The 15,423-nt window shown below is 37.8% G+C and carries 16 protein-coding genes and 1 other annotated feature; of the genes, 11 read left to right on the forward strand and 5 right to left on the reverse strand.

Features of this window, described 5'->3' with window-relative positions; all coding sequences use genetic code 11:
• Positions 1 to 32: 32 nt before the first annotated feature.
• The 3 genes from IGJ90_RS04795 to pheT all read left to right on the forward strand — a co-directional run bounded on the left by IGJ90_RS04795 (position 33) and on the right by pheT (position 4,173).
• Complete coding sequence (locus tag IGJ90_RS04795) at positions 33 to 377, forward strand: winged helix-turn-helix transcriptional regulator (RefSeq protein ID WP_438767674.1); 345 nt, start codon at positions 33 to 35, stop codon at positions 375 to 377.
• A gap of 43 nt (positions 378 to 420) precedes the next feature.
• Positions 421 to 639 (forward strand) — a binding site (T-box leader).
• A 56-nt stretch (positions 640 to 695) separates the two neighbouring features.
• Positions 696 to 1,742, forward strand: a complete 1,047-nt coding sequence (gene pheS / locus IGJ90_RS04800; protein ID WP_438767677.1) for a phenylalanine--tRNA ligase subunit alpha — start codon at positions 696 to 698, stop codon at positions 1,740 to 1,742.
• A 7-nt stretch (positions 1,743 to 1,749) separates the two neighbouring features.
• Positions 1,750 to 4,173: a phenylalanine--tRNA ligase subunit beta gene (pheT, locus tag IGJ90_RS04805; RefSeq protein ID WP_002375186.1), complete on the forward strand. Its 2,424-nt coding sequence runs from the start codon at positions 1,750 to 1,752 to the stop codon at positions 4,171 to 4,173.
• Between the two features lie 197 nt (positions 4,174 to 4,370).
• Here the strand turns inward: pheT and IGJ90_RS04810 are convergent, their stop codons facing one another.
• Genes IGJ90_RS04810 through IGJ90_RS04825 form a run of 4 tightly spaced genes read right to left on the reverse strand, consistent with a single transcriptional unit; the run spans position 4,371 to position 7,400 of the window.
• Positions 4,371 to 5,036 carry an amino acid ABC transporter permease gene (locus IGJ90_RS04810; protein WP_025187100.1) on the reverse strand — a complete coding sequence of 222 codons (666 nt, stop codon included), beginning with the start codon at positions 5,034 to 5,036 and terminating at the stop codon, positions 4,371 to 4,373.
• 11 nt (positions 5,037 to 5,047) lie between these two features.
• On the reverse strand, positions 5,048 to 5,761 hold the full coding sequence (locus IGJ90_RS04815; protein ID WP_002363695.1) for an amino acid ABC transporter permease: 714 nt from the start codon (positions 5,759 to 5,761) through the stop codon (positions 5,048 to 5,050).
• 45 nt (positions 5,762 to 5,806) lie between these two features.
• Positions 5,807 to 6,634, reverse strand: a complete 828-nt coding sequence (locus IGJ90_RS04820) for a transporter substrate-binding domain-containing protein (RefSeq protein WP_002360586.1) — start codon at positions 6,632 to 6,634, stop codon at positions 5,807 to 5,809.
• 34 nt (positions 6,635 to 6,668) lie between these two features.
• Positions 6,669 to 7,400 carry an amino acid ABC transporter ATP-binding protein gene (locus IGJ90_RS04825; protein ID WP_002360585.1) on the reverse strand — a complete coding sequence of 244 codons (732 nt, stop codon included), beginning with the start codon at positions 7,398 to 7,400 and terminating at the stop codon, positions 6,669 to 6,671.
• 264 nt (positions 7,401 to 7,664) lie between these two features.
• Between IGJ90_RS04825 and racE the strand changes: the two genes are divergently transcribed.
• Genes racE through IGJ90_RS04840 form a run of 3 tightly spaced genes read left to right on the forward strand, consistent with a single transcriptional unit; the run spans position 7,665 to position 10,365 of the window.
• Entirely contained in the window at positions 7,665 to 8,492 is an 828-nt protein-coding gene (gene racE, locus IGJ90_RS04830; RefSeq protein ID WP_002358027.1) for a glutamate racemase, read from the forward strand.
• Positions 8,485 to 9,840, forward strand: coding sequence for a ribonuclease PH (gene rph, locus IGJ90_RS04835; RefSeq protein WP_002358026.1), 1,356 nt, complete (start codon positions 8,485 to 8,487; stop codon positions 9,838 to 9,840). Before racE ends, rph begins: the two co-directional genes overlap by 8 nt.
• A 12-nt stretch (positions 9,841 to 9,852) precedes the next feature.
• Positions 9,853 to 10,365, forward strand: coding sequence for a metallophosphoesterase (locus IGJ90_RS04840; protein WP_002386618.1), 513 nt, complete (start codon positions 9,853 to 9,855; stop codon positions 10,363 to 10,365).
• A 92-nt stretch (positions 10,366 to 10,457) separates the two neighbouring features.
• On the opposite strand, the gene IGJ90_RS04845 is transcribed toward IGJ90_RS04840, so the two are convergent.
• Positions 10,458 to 11,222 (reverse strand): DeoR/GlpR family DNA-binding transcription regulator, encoded by a 765-nt coding sequence (locus IGJ90_RS04845; protein ID WP_002382117.1) that lies wholly within the window; start codon positions 11,220 to 11,222, stop codon positions 10,458 to 10,460.
• 191 nt (positions 11,223 to 11,413) lie between these two features.
• Here IGJ90_RS04845 and ulaG point away from each other — a divergent pair, with 191 nt between their 5' ends.
• The 5 genes from ulaG to IGJ90_RS04870 are packed head-to-tail and all read left to right on the forward strand — an operon-like array spanning position 11,414 to position 15,423.
• Positions 11,414 to 12,481: an L-ascorbate 6-phosphate lactonase gene (gene ulaG / locus IGJ90_RS04850; RefSeq protein ID WP_002360582.1), complete on the forward strand. Its 1,068-nt coding sequence runs from the start codon at positions 11,414 to 11,416 to the stop codon at positions 12,479 to 12,481.
• A gap of 17 nt (positions 12,482 to 12,498) precedes the next feature.
• Positions 12,499 to 12,957: a PTS sugar transporter subunit IIA gene (locus IGJ90_RS04855; RefSeq protein WP_438767680.1), complete on the forward strand. Its 459-nt coding sequence runs from the start codon at positions 12,499 to 12,501 to the stop codon at positions 12,955 to 12,957.
• 12 nt (positions 12,958 to 12,969) lie between these two features.
• Entirely contained in the window at positions 12,970 to 14,457 is a 1,488-nt protein-coding gene (locus IGJ90_RS04860) for a PTS ascorbate transporter subunit IIC (RefSeq protein ID WP_002375180.1), read from the forward strand.
• Positions 14,458 to 14,471: 14 nt separating this feature from the next.
• Positions 14,472 to 14,771 carry a PTS sugar transporter subunit IIB gene (locus tag IGJ90_RS04865; protein WP_002358018.1) on the forward strand — a complete coding sequence of 100 codons (300 nt, stop codon included), beginning with the start codon at positions 14,472 to 14,474 and terminating at the stop codon, positions 14,769 to 14,771.
• 13 nt (positions 14,772 to 14,784) lie between these two features.
• Positions 14,785 to 15,423, forward strand: a complete 639-nt coding sequence (locus IGJ90_RS04870; RefSeq protein ID WP_438767682.1) for a 3-keto-L-gulonate-6-phosphate decarboxylase UlaD — start codon at positions 14,785 to 14,787, stop codon at positions 15,421 to 15,423.

The following is a 15,423-nucleotide window of genomic DNA, read 5'->3' on the forward strand; positions in this document are numbered from 1 at the left end:
AATGTGCTATACTCATTGAAGAGGTGAGGAAGATGGAAAAAGTAAAAACAGAATCGTTTGTACTTTGTCCCAAATTTGAAAAATCATTTTCAATACTTGGTAAAAAATGGAATGGTTTAATTATTGCTGTTTTATTAGAACGAGGTCCTCAACGTTTTGGCGAATTAAAAGAAAAAATTCCAATGTTAAGTGATCGTGTCTTAGTAGAGCGATTGAAGGAACTAGAAGCTGAAGGAATTATCACCAAAGCTGTTCGTTGCGGTGAAGGAAATCGCTTAGAATATTTCCTGACCGAAAAAGGCGAAGACTTGCAATTAGCAATGGAACAAATTCAACATTGGGCAGAAAAATGGGTAAAAGACGAAGAATGCAGTTGACCGCAAGCAAAACTTCTTGTAAACTAAACGTAATTAAATAACTAAAAAAACAGTGATGGAAACAAGTAGTTTGAATTGACGTGTTTTAGGGAGAGTCAGCCAGAGACTGGAAGCTGATTTACACAGTCACCAAGCGAAATTCACTTCCTGAGTTTGTTTGTTTTCAAGAAGAAAGCAAACCGGTAATTGCCGTTAAATGAAATGAGTGCATGACAACAATTTGTTATGAATTAGGATGGTAACACGATAGCTCGTTCCTTTGAAAGGAATGGGTTATCGTTTTTTTTAGTTTAAATAAAAGATAGAGGGGAACGCATAATGACATTACAAGCGCAATTAGAAGCTCTTAGAGACAATACGCTCAAAGAAATCGCACAAGTTGCTACTTTAAAAGAATTAAACCAAATTCGCGTAGAAACATTAGGAAAAAAAGGGCCAATCACCGAAGTATTAAGAGGCATGAAAAACCTTTCACCAGAAGAACGACCAGTGGTGGGGGGCTTTGCAAATGAAATTCGTGATTTATTAACAGAAGCAATTGATGCGCGCAAAGTTGTTTTAGAAAACGAAGCGTTAAATGCGGCACTAAAAGAAGAAAGTTTAGATGTAACTTTACCTGGGAAACAAATGCCTCAAGGCACACGTCATATTTTGACACAAGTTATGGAAGAGATTGAAGATATTTTCTTAGGCATGGGTTATCAAGTAGTGGAAGGATACGAAGTAGAATCCGATCATTATAATTTCGAACGCATGAATCTACCAAAAGATCATCCGGCACGCGACATGCAAGATACGTTTTATATTTCAGATGAGATGTTAATTCGTACGCATACTTCACCAGTTCAAGCTCGAACAATGGAAAAACACGATTTTTCAAAAGGTGCATTACGAATGATTTCTCCTGGGAAAGTATTCCGTCGTGATACAGATGATGCGACACATAGTCACCAATTCCATCAGATTGAAGGCCTTGTTGTCGATAAAAATGTCACAATGGGTGATTTAAAAGGGACGTTAGAAGTCATGATGAAAAAAATGTTTGGTGAAGATCGTAAAATTCGTTTACGTCCTAGCTATTTCCCTTTTACAGAACCTTCAGTCGAAGTAGATGTTAGCTGTTTTAAATGTGGCGGCGCAGGTTGTAACGTCTGCAAACATACAGGTTGGATTGAAATTTTAGGTGCGGGGATGGTTCATCCAGATGTGTTACAAATGTCAGGGATTGATCCAACAGAGTACTCAGGCTTTGCCTTTGGCTTAGGACCAGATCGCGTTGCTATGTTACGTTATGGTGTAAATGATATCCGTAATTTTTATCAAAATGATTTACGTTTCTTAAATCAATTCAAGGTAAAGGAGTAGTTGAAAAATGTTAGTTTCTTATAAATGGTTAAATGAATATGTTAATCTTTCAAACGTTACTCCGCAAGAATTAGCGGACAAAATGTCTGTGACAGGTATCGAAGTTGAGGGCGTTGCTGTACCTGAAGAAGGATTAAAGAAAATTGTTGTCGGTGAAGTAAAAGAATGTGTTCCTCACCCAAACTCTGACCACTTATCAATTTGCCAAGTAGACATCGGTGAAGAAGAATTGTCACAAATTGTTTGTGGAGCACCAAATGTAAAAGCAGGAATTAAAGTCATCGTAGCATTACCTGGTTCAAGAATTGCAGGAAATCAAAAAATTAAAAAAGGTAAAATGCGTGGCGAAGTCTCTAACGGAATGATTTGTTCGTTAGAAGAGCTAGGATATTCAGACAATGTCGTACCAAAAGCCTATGCTGAAGGGATTTATTATTTACCTCAAGAAGCAGTGAATGGGACACCTGTTTTCCCTTATTTAGACATGGATGATGCGATTATTGAATTATCAATTACACCAAACCGTGCAGATGCACTAAGTATGAGAGGGGTAGCCTATGAAGTTGGCGCAATTTATCGTCAAACGCCTCAGTTTAATGATCCCGAACTCAAAGAAGATGCTTCAGATAACGTGGGAAATTACGTAACAGTGACTGTTGAAGATTCACAAGATGCGCCAGCGTATCAAATTCGTGTCATTAAAGATGTGACGATTGCAGAAAGTCCTCAGTGGTTGCAAAACCGATTGATGAATGAAGGAATCCGTCCGATTAACAATGTGGTGGACGTGACAAATTATATTTTATTATTATTTGGTCAACCATTGCATGCATTTGATTACCAAAAATTAGATAGTAAAGAAATCTTGGTTCGTCGAGCAACAGCAGCAGAAGAACTAATTACATTAGATGGTGAAACACGTCAATTAACAGAAGAAAATATCGTCATTACGAATGGAAAAACGCCTGTCGGCTTAGCCGGTGTAATGGGTGGGGCTAATTCTGAAATCAGTCAAGAAACAACAACTGTGGCTTTAGAAGCGGCATTGTTCAATCCATTGTCTATTCGCAAAACGTCTAAACAATTCAATTTACGGAGTGAATCTTCAAGTAGATTTGAAAAAGGCATCAACCAAGCGACAGTTGGGCTAGCTTGTGATGTGGCAGCCGCGATGATTGCAGAGTTAGCCAACGGAACAGTGGTCTCAGGCACTGCAGTTGGTTCTGAAGTGGCCGTTAAAGAAGCGCAGGTAGCTGTGACTTTAGAACGAATCAACCAATATTTAGGCACTGCATTAGATGAAGCAACGGTGAATGAAATTTTTGAAGCACTCGGTTTTGCTTATGAAGTAAATCAAGGCGCATATGAAATTACGATTCCACCAAGACGTTGGGATATTGCGATTGAAGCAGATATTATTGAAGAAGTGGCGCGCATTTATGGATATGATCATTTACCTTCAACATTGCCAAGTGGAGAAACAGTTGCTGGAAGCCTAACCAAAGCACAACATGTTACGCGCCAATTAAAGAGCTTACTGGAAGGTCATGGTACGAGTGAAGCCATCAGCTATGCGTTGACAACAGAAGAAAAATCCCGTCAATTTATGATGAAAGAAAGTCAAACAACACGTTTGCAATGGCCAATGAGTGAAGAGCGTTCTGTGTTACGTATGAACTTAATTTCTGGTTTATTAGATGATGTCGCATACAATGTGGCACGTAAAAATAATAATATCGCCTTCTACGAAGTAGGACGCGTTTTCTACCAAACAGAAGATCCAACAAAAAATTTACCTACAGAAGAAAATCACTTAGCACTTGCTTTAACTGGTAATACAATGGTTAAAGATTGGCAAACAAAAGCAACAGCCGTTGATTTTTATACAGTAAAAGGCTTAGTGGAAAGTATTGTAGCTGTTTTAGGATTAACAGAAAAAATCAGTTATCAAGCGACAACGGCGATTCCAGAAATGCATCCAGGCCGGACAGCATGGATTTATTTAGAAGATGAAGTGGTTGGTTTTGTCGGACAAGTTCACCCAACGACAGCAAAATCGTACGATATTCCTGAAACATATGTTGCTGAATTAAACTTGCAACAATTAGTAGCTACAGAAGCAGGCGGGGTTACTTATGAAGCAGTGTCTAAATTCCCAGCAGTTTCTCGAGATATTGCTTTATTAGTCGATGAAACAGTTACCAATCAAGAACTAGTTAAAACTATTTCAGATAACGCAGGTAAATATTTGAAAGAGATTCATTTATTTGATGTATATCAAGGTGAAAAACTAGGCGCTGGCAAAAAATCAATGGCGTATAGTTTAACTTTCGTTAATGCAGAAGCGACATTAGTGGATGAAGAAATTAACCGTTCAATGGAAAAAGTTGAAAAAGCGCTAATTGAAAAACATCAAGTAGAAGTAAGATAAAATAAAAACAGGAAAGTGGGGCATAAGTCGAAATGACTTATGCCCCACTTTCTAAATCTTAAGATAATCAGCTGAACAAAAGCAGCTCCTTCGGAAATAAGCCGAAATTCTCCAAAAATTAAAGAACAATTTTCGGAAATTCCTTCTTATTTCTTGGAGCTAAACACTTTTGTCTCAGCCTCCTGTTTTTAACTACATTAATAACTTTTCGCCCAATTTCGTGAAAGCCAACGTGAAAATTGTGAGATACTAAAGTTAATAATGAAATAAATTAGGGCGACGATTCCGTAAATAGTGAATACTTGTCCTGTTTGTGCATAGCGCCCCATTAAGATATAAGATTTGCCAAAGAGTTCTTGTAAAGCAATGACGGAATACAAGAAACTTGTATCCTTGATGACAGTAACAAACTGAGAAACGATCGCTGGTAAAACATTGCGAATGGCTTGAGGCAAAACAATATGATAAAGAATTTGCCAATTTGAAAACCCTTGAGAACGTGCCGCTTCAATTTGCCCTTTATCAACACCATTTAAACCACCACGAATAATTTCCGCTAAAGCAGCGGTGGTAAACACAGTAAAACTCACAATTCCAGCAGGTGTGGATTTGATTTTGAAAATTAAAAAAATAACATAAATCCACAATAAGTTTGGAATATTACGCACTACTTCTACATAAATACTGGCAAGTAACTTCAGTGGTCCATTGGTTTGATTTCGCAAAACGGCTAGAATGGTGCCAAAAATCGTACTCAAAATAATTGAGACGAAGGAAATATAGAGCGTCAATTTTAAGCCGTTAAATAGAAATTGAAAATTATTTGCTGTCAGTAATTGACACATTTCTTCTGAAAAAGGCATCTGTTTTCCTCCTATCTACTATATGCTTTCTTATTTTTTTCTTCCATTTTTCTAGCCAAATTCGCTAATGGGAAGCAAAGAATGAAATATAAGAAACCAGCAAGCGCAAAGGCGGGAATGTAGTTCAAGTTGACAGACGACCAACTATTGGCAGCAAACATTACGTCAGCGCCAGAAATAATGGCAACTGTTGACGTATTTTTAATTAGGTTCACTACTTGATTGGTTAAAGGCGGTAACATAATCCGCCATGCTTGTGGTAAAATCACATACCGCATCGTTTGACCATACGTTAATCCTTGGGAGTAAGCCGCTTCAAATTGCCCTCTTGGGACAGCTCCGATTCCTGAGCGAACCACTTCAGAAATGTAGGCGCCATGATAGAGGCCTACACACAGAATGGCAATCGTAGTAATAGAAAATGAAAGCAGCGGGCTTAGCAGAGGAAAGCCATAATAGACTACGATAAATTGAATCAACAAAGGTGTGTTTTGAAAAAATTCTACATAGACACGACTAATTGCGTGTAAAAGTTTACTTTTGGTCGCTGATAAACTGCCAAAGAAAATGCCTAAAGCAAAGGCGACTAAGATTGCTCCTAAAGAAAGCAGAATAGTATAGAGAAAAGCCTGACCAAAAATTCGCCAATCTTGAAATAAAGCTTCCCAACGATATAAGGCAAATGGCCCTTCTTCAAGCCAGGAAATATTGGCTAACAAAAACATAAAAATCCCTCCTAAAATTTTTGATTCTTCAAGTCTTAGGAATGATTAATTTTTTAAGCCCCAGTCTTGATAAATTTTTTCTAGTGTGCCGTCTTTTTCCCATTTTTCAATTAAACCATTTAGATAATCATTTAATTCAGTATTTGCTTTCTTTGTGGTAATTCCATATTCTTGTGGCGAAAAACCATCTTTTAAAATTTCTGTCTTGCCATCCACATAGCCAGATAGGATTGATTTATCCACTGAAAATGCATCAATTCGTTTAGAAGTTAACGCTGTTTTTAATTCTGGATAGGAACCTAATTCTTGATAAGTAAATTTGATTCCTTCCTCTTGCGCTTTTTTCTCTAAGTTTTCTTTTGTCGTAGCAGATTGTGCAACGCCGATTGTTTTTCCGTCTAAATCTTTCATACTTGAGAAGTTATCCTCTTTGCGCACAAGGAAACCAATCTCATCTGTATAATAAGGAGTTGTAAAATTATAAGTCTTTTTACGTTCATCAGTAATTGTAAATGTAGCAATTACCATATCTAGTTCACCATTGTCTAAAAGGGGACCGCGCGTTTTCGCTGTCACGCCCACAAATTCCACATTCTCTTCGCTGCCAGTAATTTCTTTCGCAATCAAGCGTGCAATATCTGGTTCCATTCCTTCATTTTTGTTTGTATCAGGATTCATATAGCCAAAATTAGGAATGTCTTCTTTGACACCTACTTTAATTTTCCCCGCTTTTTTTAATTGTTCTACTGTGACCGTTTTGTTTGATGAAGCACTTTTGGAAGTTGAGTCATTGTTGCCGCTACCACAGCCAACAATGATGCCTGCTAATACAAGTAAGGAGAGTCCAGCTAGCCATTTATTTTGTTTTTTCATTGTTCATTCCTCCAATTTTTTGTTTTTTTATTCATTACCCGTTATGAATAATTTTGCTTAGAAATTCTTTTGCACGAGGGTTTTCAGTGCTTGTAAAGAAATGTTCAGGTGTTCCTTGTTCAATAATCTGTCCTTGGTCCATGAAGATTACACGGTCAGCCACTTGACGAGCAAAGCCCATTTCATGTGTGACACAAACCATGGTAATATTTTGTTTGGAAAGATCGACCATTACATCTAAAACTTCTTGAATCATTTCTGGATCAAGTGCCGAAGTCGGTTCATCAAAAAGGATAATCTCAGGATGCATATTTAAGGCACGAGCAATAGCGACCCGTTGTTGCTGCCCGCCAGAAAGCTGCGAAGGATAAGCAGAAGCTTTATCAGCCAAACCGACTCGTTCTAAATACTCCATGCCAGTACGAACCGCTTCGTCTTTGGAAACGCCCATCACTTTAATCGGTGCTAACGTTAAATTATCAATAATCGTTTTGTGAGCATATAAGTTAAAATTTTGAAAGACCATGGCAACTTTCTGGCGAACCTTTTGAATCGGTGCTTTCGGTTTGGTGATGTCAATGTTATCAATTACGACGGAACCATCATTGACTTTTTCCAATTGGTTCATACACCGAATTAATGTACTTTTGCCAGAGCCAGAGGGTCCGATAATGACAATTTTTTCTCCTTGTTCTACATTTAAAGTAATATCTTTTAAAACGTGATGCTCCCCAAAATACTTATTTACATGTTCTAAAGAAATCATAGGCAGTCTCCTTTGCAATCATTTGGCAGAAAAGATAACAGAGGATTCGGTGAGAAACATGTTATTTAAATTAAATTAACCAAATGTATTTCTAATTGTATTCTCAATGTTAGGAATTATAACATACAAAAAAATGAATTACTAGTTTTTTAATCGAAAAAGATTTCCTTCAAAAAAAGAAATAAATGAGAGCAAAACAGGAAAAATTGACAATAGTCCTTAAAAAGTAGAAAATAAAGGCAGTGAATAAAAGGCAAAGGTAGGATGAGAATGAGCAATCAAGAAGCCATTGGATTAATTGATTCTGGCGTTGGTGGATTAACTGTTTTAAAGGAAGCGCTAAAACAATTACCAAATGAACGATTAATTTATTTAGGAGATACAGCCCGTTGCCCATATGGTCCACGACCAGCCGAACAAGTCGTTCAGTTTACTTGGGAAATGGCCGATTTTTTATTGAAAAAACGAATAAAAATGCTAGTAATCGCATGTAATACCGCGACGGCTGTCGCATTAGAAGAAATTAAAGCTGCCTTGCCAATTCCAGTTGTCGGTGTTATTTTACCTGGCGCACGAGCAGCCGTTAAAGTCACAAAAAATAACAAAATTGGTGTCATAGGTACCTTAGGGACAATCAAAAGTGCTTCCTATGAAATCGCCATTAAAAGTAAGGCACCAGCAATTGAGGTGACTAGTTTAGCTTGCCCTAAATTTGTCCCCATTGTTGAAAGTAATCAATATCGTTCTTCCGTAGCAAAAAAAATTGTGGCAGAAACACTTCAAGCACTACAATTAAAAGGACTTGATACGTTGATTTTAGGTTGTACCCATTACCCGTTGTTACGTCCGGTGATTCAAAATGTGATGGGGAGTCATGTGACATTAATTGACTCAGGAGCCGAAACAGTTGGCGAAGTCAGCATGCTTCTCGATTATTTTGACATTGCCCACACGCCTGAAGCGCCTACACAGCCCCATGAATTTTATACAACTGGTTCTGCAAAAATGTTTGAAGAGATTGCAAGCAGTTGGCTTGGTATAGAGAACTTAAAAGCACAACAGATTCACTTAGGAGGAAACGAAAATGATTAGACATGATAGTCGTGCACCAAAAGAATTGCGAAAGATCACTATTGAAACCAATGTTTTTAAACATCCAGAAGGTTCGGTGGTTATTTCGTTTGGCGATACAAAAGTAATTTGCTCAGCCACTGTCGAAGAAAAGGTTCCCCCATTTTTACGAGGCGCGGGAACAGGTTGGGTAGCAGCTGAATATAGCATGCTCCCTCGCGCGACGAACACAAGAAATATTCGGGAAAGTGCGAAAGGAAAATTAACAGGGCGAACAATGGAGATTCAACGTTTGATTGGGCGGTCATTGCGAGCTGTTGTTGACTTAGAAAAGTTAGGGGAACGGAGCATTGTTGTCGATTGTGATGTGATTCAAGCAGATGGGGGAACCCGTACTGCTAGTATTACAGGCGCTTTTGTTGCTCTACGCTTAGCAGTTAATCATTTATTGATGACTGGTGCGCTAGCGGAAGACCCAATTAAAGAGCATTTAGCTGCTGTCAGCGTGGGTATTTTACCCGATGGTTATTGTGTGCTGGACTTAGATTACGCAGAGGACTCGAATGCTGCAGTGGATATGAACATCGTGATGACCGAGTCTGGTGAATTTGTGGAAATTCAAGGAACGGGTGAAGAAGCTACCTTCTCAGGAGATGAGTTAAATGCCATGCTCTTTTATGGAAAAACAGGGATCGAGGAATTAATTGCGTATCAGAAAGAAGCGCTTTATGCTTTAGCCTCTGAAGAAGTCCCTTCGCAAGATTCAGAAGAGAAAGTGATTGTCATTGCAACTAGAAATCCTGGTAAAGCGAAAGAGTTTAGTTCAATTTTTGGTGAAAAAGGATATACAGTTAAGACGTTATTAGATTATCCGAATTTGCCAGATGTAGAAGAAACTGGTCGAACATTTGAAGAAAATGCTCGTCTAAAAGCTGAAACAATTGCAGAAATTTTACAGAAACCAGTATTAGCAGATGATTCAGGATTAATTGTTGATGCGTTAGGGGGAATGCCGGGAATCTATTCTGCTCGTTTTGCTGGTGAGCCAACTAACGATGCTTCAAATAATGCGAAACTACTACATGAGTTAACGGGCGTGCCAAAAGAAAAAAGACAAGCGCGTTTCCATTGTACATTGGTTTTTGCTGAACCAAAGAAAGAAAGTCTGGTGGTCGAAGCTGAATGGCCAGGAGAAGTCGGTACGATTCCTCGTGGTGAAGGAGGCTTTGGGTACGATTCACTTTTCTATGTTCCAGAGCTTGGTAAGACGGCAGCTGAATTGTCTGGAGAAGAGAAAAATAAAGTCAGTCATCGTGGACAAGCAGTGGCAAAATTAAAAGAACAATGGGAAGAATGGCTAAAAAAATAGGAGTTGAAACGTATGAAAATCTTGGTAGTAAGCGATAACCATGGCGATCGCGACTGTTTGGTTGACTTAGTGAATCATTATGAAGGACAAGTCGATGCACTCTTTCACTGTGGTGATTCTGAATTAGAACCGACAGATGAACTTTGGCAAAAATTCATTGTAGTGCAAGGAAATTGTGATTTTTATGATGAATTTCCCAAAACTGTGACTAAAAAAGTGGGGGATCAAGTTATTTATATGACACATGGTCATTTGGCCAATGTTAGAATGGGGCTCACGACACTTGCTTTACAGGCGGAAGAAGCAGGAGCGACAATTGCCTTATTTGGTCACACTCATGTACTCGGTGCAGAGCGACACAATAACATTCTCTTTGTTAATCCGGGAAGTATTCGTTTACCTCGTGGACCAGTTCAAGAGAAAACATATGCCATAATTGAAAGTACACCTGAACAATATCTCGTTCAGTATTATAACAAAGAGCATCAACCGTTGGAACGATTAAAGGCAACGTTTACGAAGTAAGTGAATGTTAAGAAATAAGTGCTATTTTTTTATTTATCAGATTTTGAGCGTAGGACAAAAATCCAAAAGAGATTTTTGTCCTACGCTCTTTTTTAGTCGACTTGGATAACCTTTAAGCCGGTCTTACGAAGTTCTGTAATTAAAGTTGATGAGCAATGTTTGTCTGTAATCAAACAATCAAAAGCGGTAATATCAGCAATTTTAAATTTAGATGTCAAGCCGATTTTTCGATGGTCCGCGACCAGAATTTTTACTTTTGTTGTTTGTTTTATCATAAGCTCATTAATTTTTGCTTCATTGAAAATTTTTGTAGTGACGCCATGTTCTAAACTGACCCCGCTACAGCCAATTACGCAAACATCGGCATGCGTTGCGGTGATTGTGTTAATGGCAATATCTCCTACCAGAACTTCTTTGGGAAAACGTAATTCGCCTCCGGTCAAAATATAATTGTATTGAGAAACATGAGGCTTGGTGGCAATTTTTAAATTATTCGTTACGATGGTCAGATGGTCGGCCTTTAAATAATGGAGAATATTCAAAGCAGTGGAACTTGAATTAATGAAAACGGTATCATAATCACTTAGATAGCTACAAGCAACACGAGCAATGGCTTGTTTTAATAACTCCGGTCCTGATTGATCAAAGTCTTTCTGATTTTGGTCGTTGTAAATACAATACCCATATTTTCGAATGATGTCATTCTTAGTTTCTAAGACATTTAAATCACGACGAATTGTGCTTAAGGAAACATTTAAAGCATCTGCTAATTTATAGGTAGTCATTTGTTTGTTTTTTTGCAGCAGCGCGAGAATGTTTTGTTGCCTTTTTTCAATGGTTTCTAATGAACTTTTCAAGTAATACAACCTCCTTTAGTTATTTTTTTGGACACGGTCCCATGAAATAGTATAACTCATAGGAAAACAAAACACGTAAAAGAATCATTAAAAGTGCAAACAATCATATAAAAGGGTTTTCATTGTGATTTTTTGCGGCTATGATTTTCTTATAAAGCATAACACAATCATTTGAGAAGAGGAGTGGTAGCATGAGCAAATCGATTCATGAAATTACAAAAGAAAGTTGGTTGAAGGCGACATTTCCAGAATGGGGCACTTATTTAAACGAAGAAATTAATCAGACAAATGTGCTTCAAGGAACGGTTGCACTCTGGTGGCTTGGTTGTACAGGCATTTGGCTGAAAACGCATGAGAACACGAATATTTTATGTGATTTATGGTGTGGAACAGGAAAACAAACGCACGGGAACGGCTTAATGAAAAATGGCCATCAAATGATGCGCATGAGTGGTTGCCAAAAAATGCAACCTAATTTAAGAACACAACCTTTTGTGATTGATCCTTTTGAAATAAAAGAGGTAGATGCTTTAGTTGTTACACATATTCATTCAGACCATTTGGATATTCACACAGCTGCTGCTGTTCATCAAAATTGTCCTAAGGCTCTATTTATTGGTCCAAAAGAAGTAGTGAAAACATGGCAGCGTTGGGGTGTTCCGGCAGAAAAAACACGGGTTATAGAGCCTGGTCAAGAAATAAAAGTGAATGATGTGAATGTAGTGGCCTTGGAAGCTTTTGATCGAACCGCGCTAATTACTTCTGATGATCCTGAAAATACATTTAAAGGTAAAATGCCTCAGGACATGAATGAACTAGCTGTCAATTATCTATTTGAAACCTCAGGTGGTACGGTATATCACGCCGGAGACTCTCATTATTCTAACTTGTTTGCGAAACATGGTAATCAATATGCAATTGATGTTTGCTTAGGAGCATATGGCGAAAATCCTCGCGGTATCACAGATAAAATAACTTCTGTTGATATGTTGAGAATGGCAGAATCTTTAAATGCGAAAGTAGTCATTCCTGTTCATTATGATATTTGGTCTAATTTTATGGCGGATCCAAAAGAAATCATGGAAATTTGGAAATTTAAAAAAGATCGTTTACATTATCAATTTAAACCATATATTTGGCAAGTGGGTGGCAAATTTGTTTATCCAGATGACAAAGACAACTTAGAATTTAACTTTGATCGTGGCTTTGATGATGTTTTTGTTAAAGAAAATGATACACCATTTCCTTCATTCTTGTAAGAAAGGCTGGATGTACAATGTTAACTTATTTTTGGGAGCAAGAGCTTATTCATTACCCTGATAAAGAACCGGTTAGTTGGCAAGAGGCGATTCAGGAAAGTTGTTTGATTTTACTCCAAAAACACATCATCGATCAGAGTTATGTCGATGAGATTATTCAGTGTGTCGAAACGTTTGGACCTTATATCATCATTGCTCCTGAAGTAGCCATGTCACATTCATCAGAGGAAAGCGCAGGCGTTTTTGGAACGGCTATTTCTTTTACAAAATTTAAGCAATCTGTCACTTTTACTGGCGATCAAGAAGCAAAAACAGCAACATTATTTTTTACATTGGCAGCCCAAAATCCCGCCGAACATCTTGAAAATATTCAGCAATTGATGGATTTATTGATGACGGATGGTGTGATTGCTGACTTGTTAGAAACAAACACGCTAATGGATTTTAAAGAAGTTATGGAGAAATATCAATTATAGGGGGAAAAATCAATGGGGGAGTTCTTGTTAAATAGTTGGACTTATTTTGCTACGAACGTTTTAACACAGCCAGCATATTTGATTGGTTTCATCGTGTTATTAGGTTATCTCTTGTTACGGAGGCCCTTTTATGAATGTTTAGCAGGTTTTCTGAAAGCGACAGTTGGTTATTTTATTTTGAGTGTTGGTTCTGGTGGTTTGGTTAATAATTTTCGCCCTATTCTAGTAGGCTTGAAAGAGCGATTTAATTTACAGGCAATGGTTACCGATCCATATTTCGGGCAAAATGCAGTCGATGCTGGATTGATGAAAACCTTTGGACGAACCTTTGGTGATGTGATGATTTTGTTATTGATCGCATTTATTATGAATATTTTGTTGGTTCGTTTTCAAAAATATACAAAATTGAGAGCCGTTTTTACAACAGGGAATGTTCAGATTCAACAAGCAGCTACCGCTTTCTGGATTTTACTCTTTTGTTTTCCTAACTTAGGTAGAATCGAAGTACTAATTTTTATGGGCTTAATTCTTGGGTGTTATTGGGCAGTTGCTTCAAATTTAACGGTAGGGATTACGCAGGAATTAACAGAAGGTGCTGGTTTTGCGGTAGCCCATCAACAAATGTTTGGCATATTTATTTTTGCAAAATTAGCAGAATGGTTGAAAAAACGTGATCAAAAGAAACATCGTTCAGAGAAGGTCGATAAAAAATTGGAAGATATTGAATTACCAGGATTTCTATCCATTTTTAATGAAAATATGGTTGCTACGTCCATTTTGATGCTCTTTTTCTTTGGCATTATCTTGCTTGTTTTGGGACAAGATTATTTAATTCAAGCTAAATTTATGCAAGAAGGGCAGAGTTTCTTCTTTTATATCATGACCACTTCATTAAATTTTGCTGTCTATTTAGCTATCTTACAATTAGGCGTTAGAACCTTTGTCGACGAGTTGACGCAGTCATTCCAAGGGATTTCAAATACCATTTTACCAGGCGCTGTTCCTGGGATTGACGTAGCAGCGACTTTCGGGTTTGGTTCGCCCAATGCAGTAACAATTGGGTTTCTCTTTGGCGCATTAGGCCAGTTTTTAATGATTGGCTTACTGATTCTATTAAAGTCTCCGACAATCGTTATTGCGGGTTTTATCCCATTGTTTTTTGATAACGCTGTCATAGCTGTTTATGCAAATAATCGTGGCGGAGTAAAAGCTGCTTGTTTATTCCCCTTCCTTTCAGGTTTAATCCAAGTAGGTGGCTCAGCTTTATTTGCTACATGGATTGGATTATCTCAATATGGCGGTTATTTGGGCATGTTCGATTGGGCGACAGCTTGGCCGTTATTTACAATTATTATGAAAGTTCTAGGCTATGTTGGCGTAGCAGTAGTGGTGGTTGGGTTACTAATAATTCCGCAACTTCAGTATCGGAGAAATCCAGAAGGTTACTTTATGATTGTCAATGATTATGAACAATATGCTAAAAAATTTCAAGAGAATTAAAGGAGGAATTTAAAATGAGAATACTTGTTTCCTGTGCCAATGGTTCTGGCACGAGTCTAATGATGATGCGGAGTGTTGAAAAAGCAATGAAAGAACTAGGTGTACCGATTACAAAAATTCATCATTGCGCCATTTCAGAAGGAAAAAGCTCTGCTAGCCAATACGACGTTGTTTTTACTCCAGTCAATTTTTTACAAATGTTTCAGCAAGCAGAAAAACGCGGAGTCACAGTGATTGGCATTAAAAATGTAATGTCTGCAAAAGAAATTCAAGAAAAATATATGGCTTCAGATCGTTATCAAAAATCTGAATAAAAGGATGGGAAAGATGAAAAGACCAAACTTACAAATCGCTTTAGATCATAATAGCTTAGAAGACGCTTTAGCAGATTGTATGAAAGTCGGAGAAATTGTCGATATTATCGAAGTTGGCACTATTTTGTGTTTACAAGAAGGCCAAAAAGCAATTCGTTGTTTAAGACGCATGTTTCCAAATAAAACAATTGTTGCTGATACAAAATGTGCTGATGCGGGCGGTACAGTTGCTCGTAATGTCGCACAAGCAGGCGCTGATTTCATGACGGTCATTTGTTGCGCCACCTTACCAACGATGGCTGCAGCTCAAAAAGAAGTCCGAGAATTACAAGTAGAACTATATGGAAATTGGACAATGCAACAAGCTCGACAATGGCGAGAATTAGGGATTAATCAGGTGATTTATCATCAAAGTAGAGATGCTCTTTTAGCTGGCGGCAGCTGGGGAGAGAAAGATTTGAATAAAGTTCAAGAACTAATTGACTTAGGCTTTGAAGTGTCCGTCACAGGTGGTTTAACTGTCGAAACGCTTGAATTGTTTCAAACAATGGCAGTTGCAACATTTATTGCAGGCCGTGGGATTACTGAATCAAAAAATCCTGAACAAGCAGTCAAAGATTTTCAAAAAAAAATCGATCAGATTTGGAAGTGA

This window comes from Enterococcus sp. AZ129, assembly GCF_051714505.1.
Taxonomy (GTDB): Bacteria; Bacillota; Bacilli; order Lactobacillales; family Enterococcaceae; genus Enterococcus; species Enterococcus faecalis.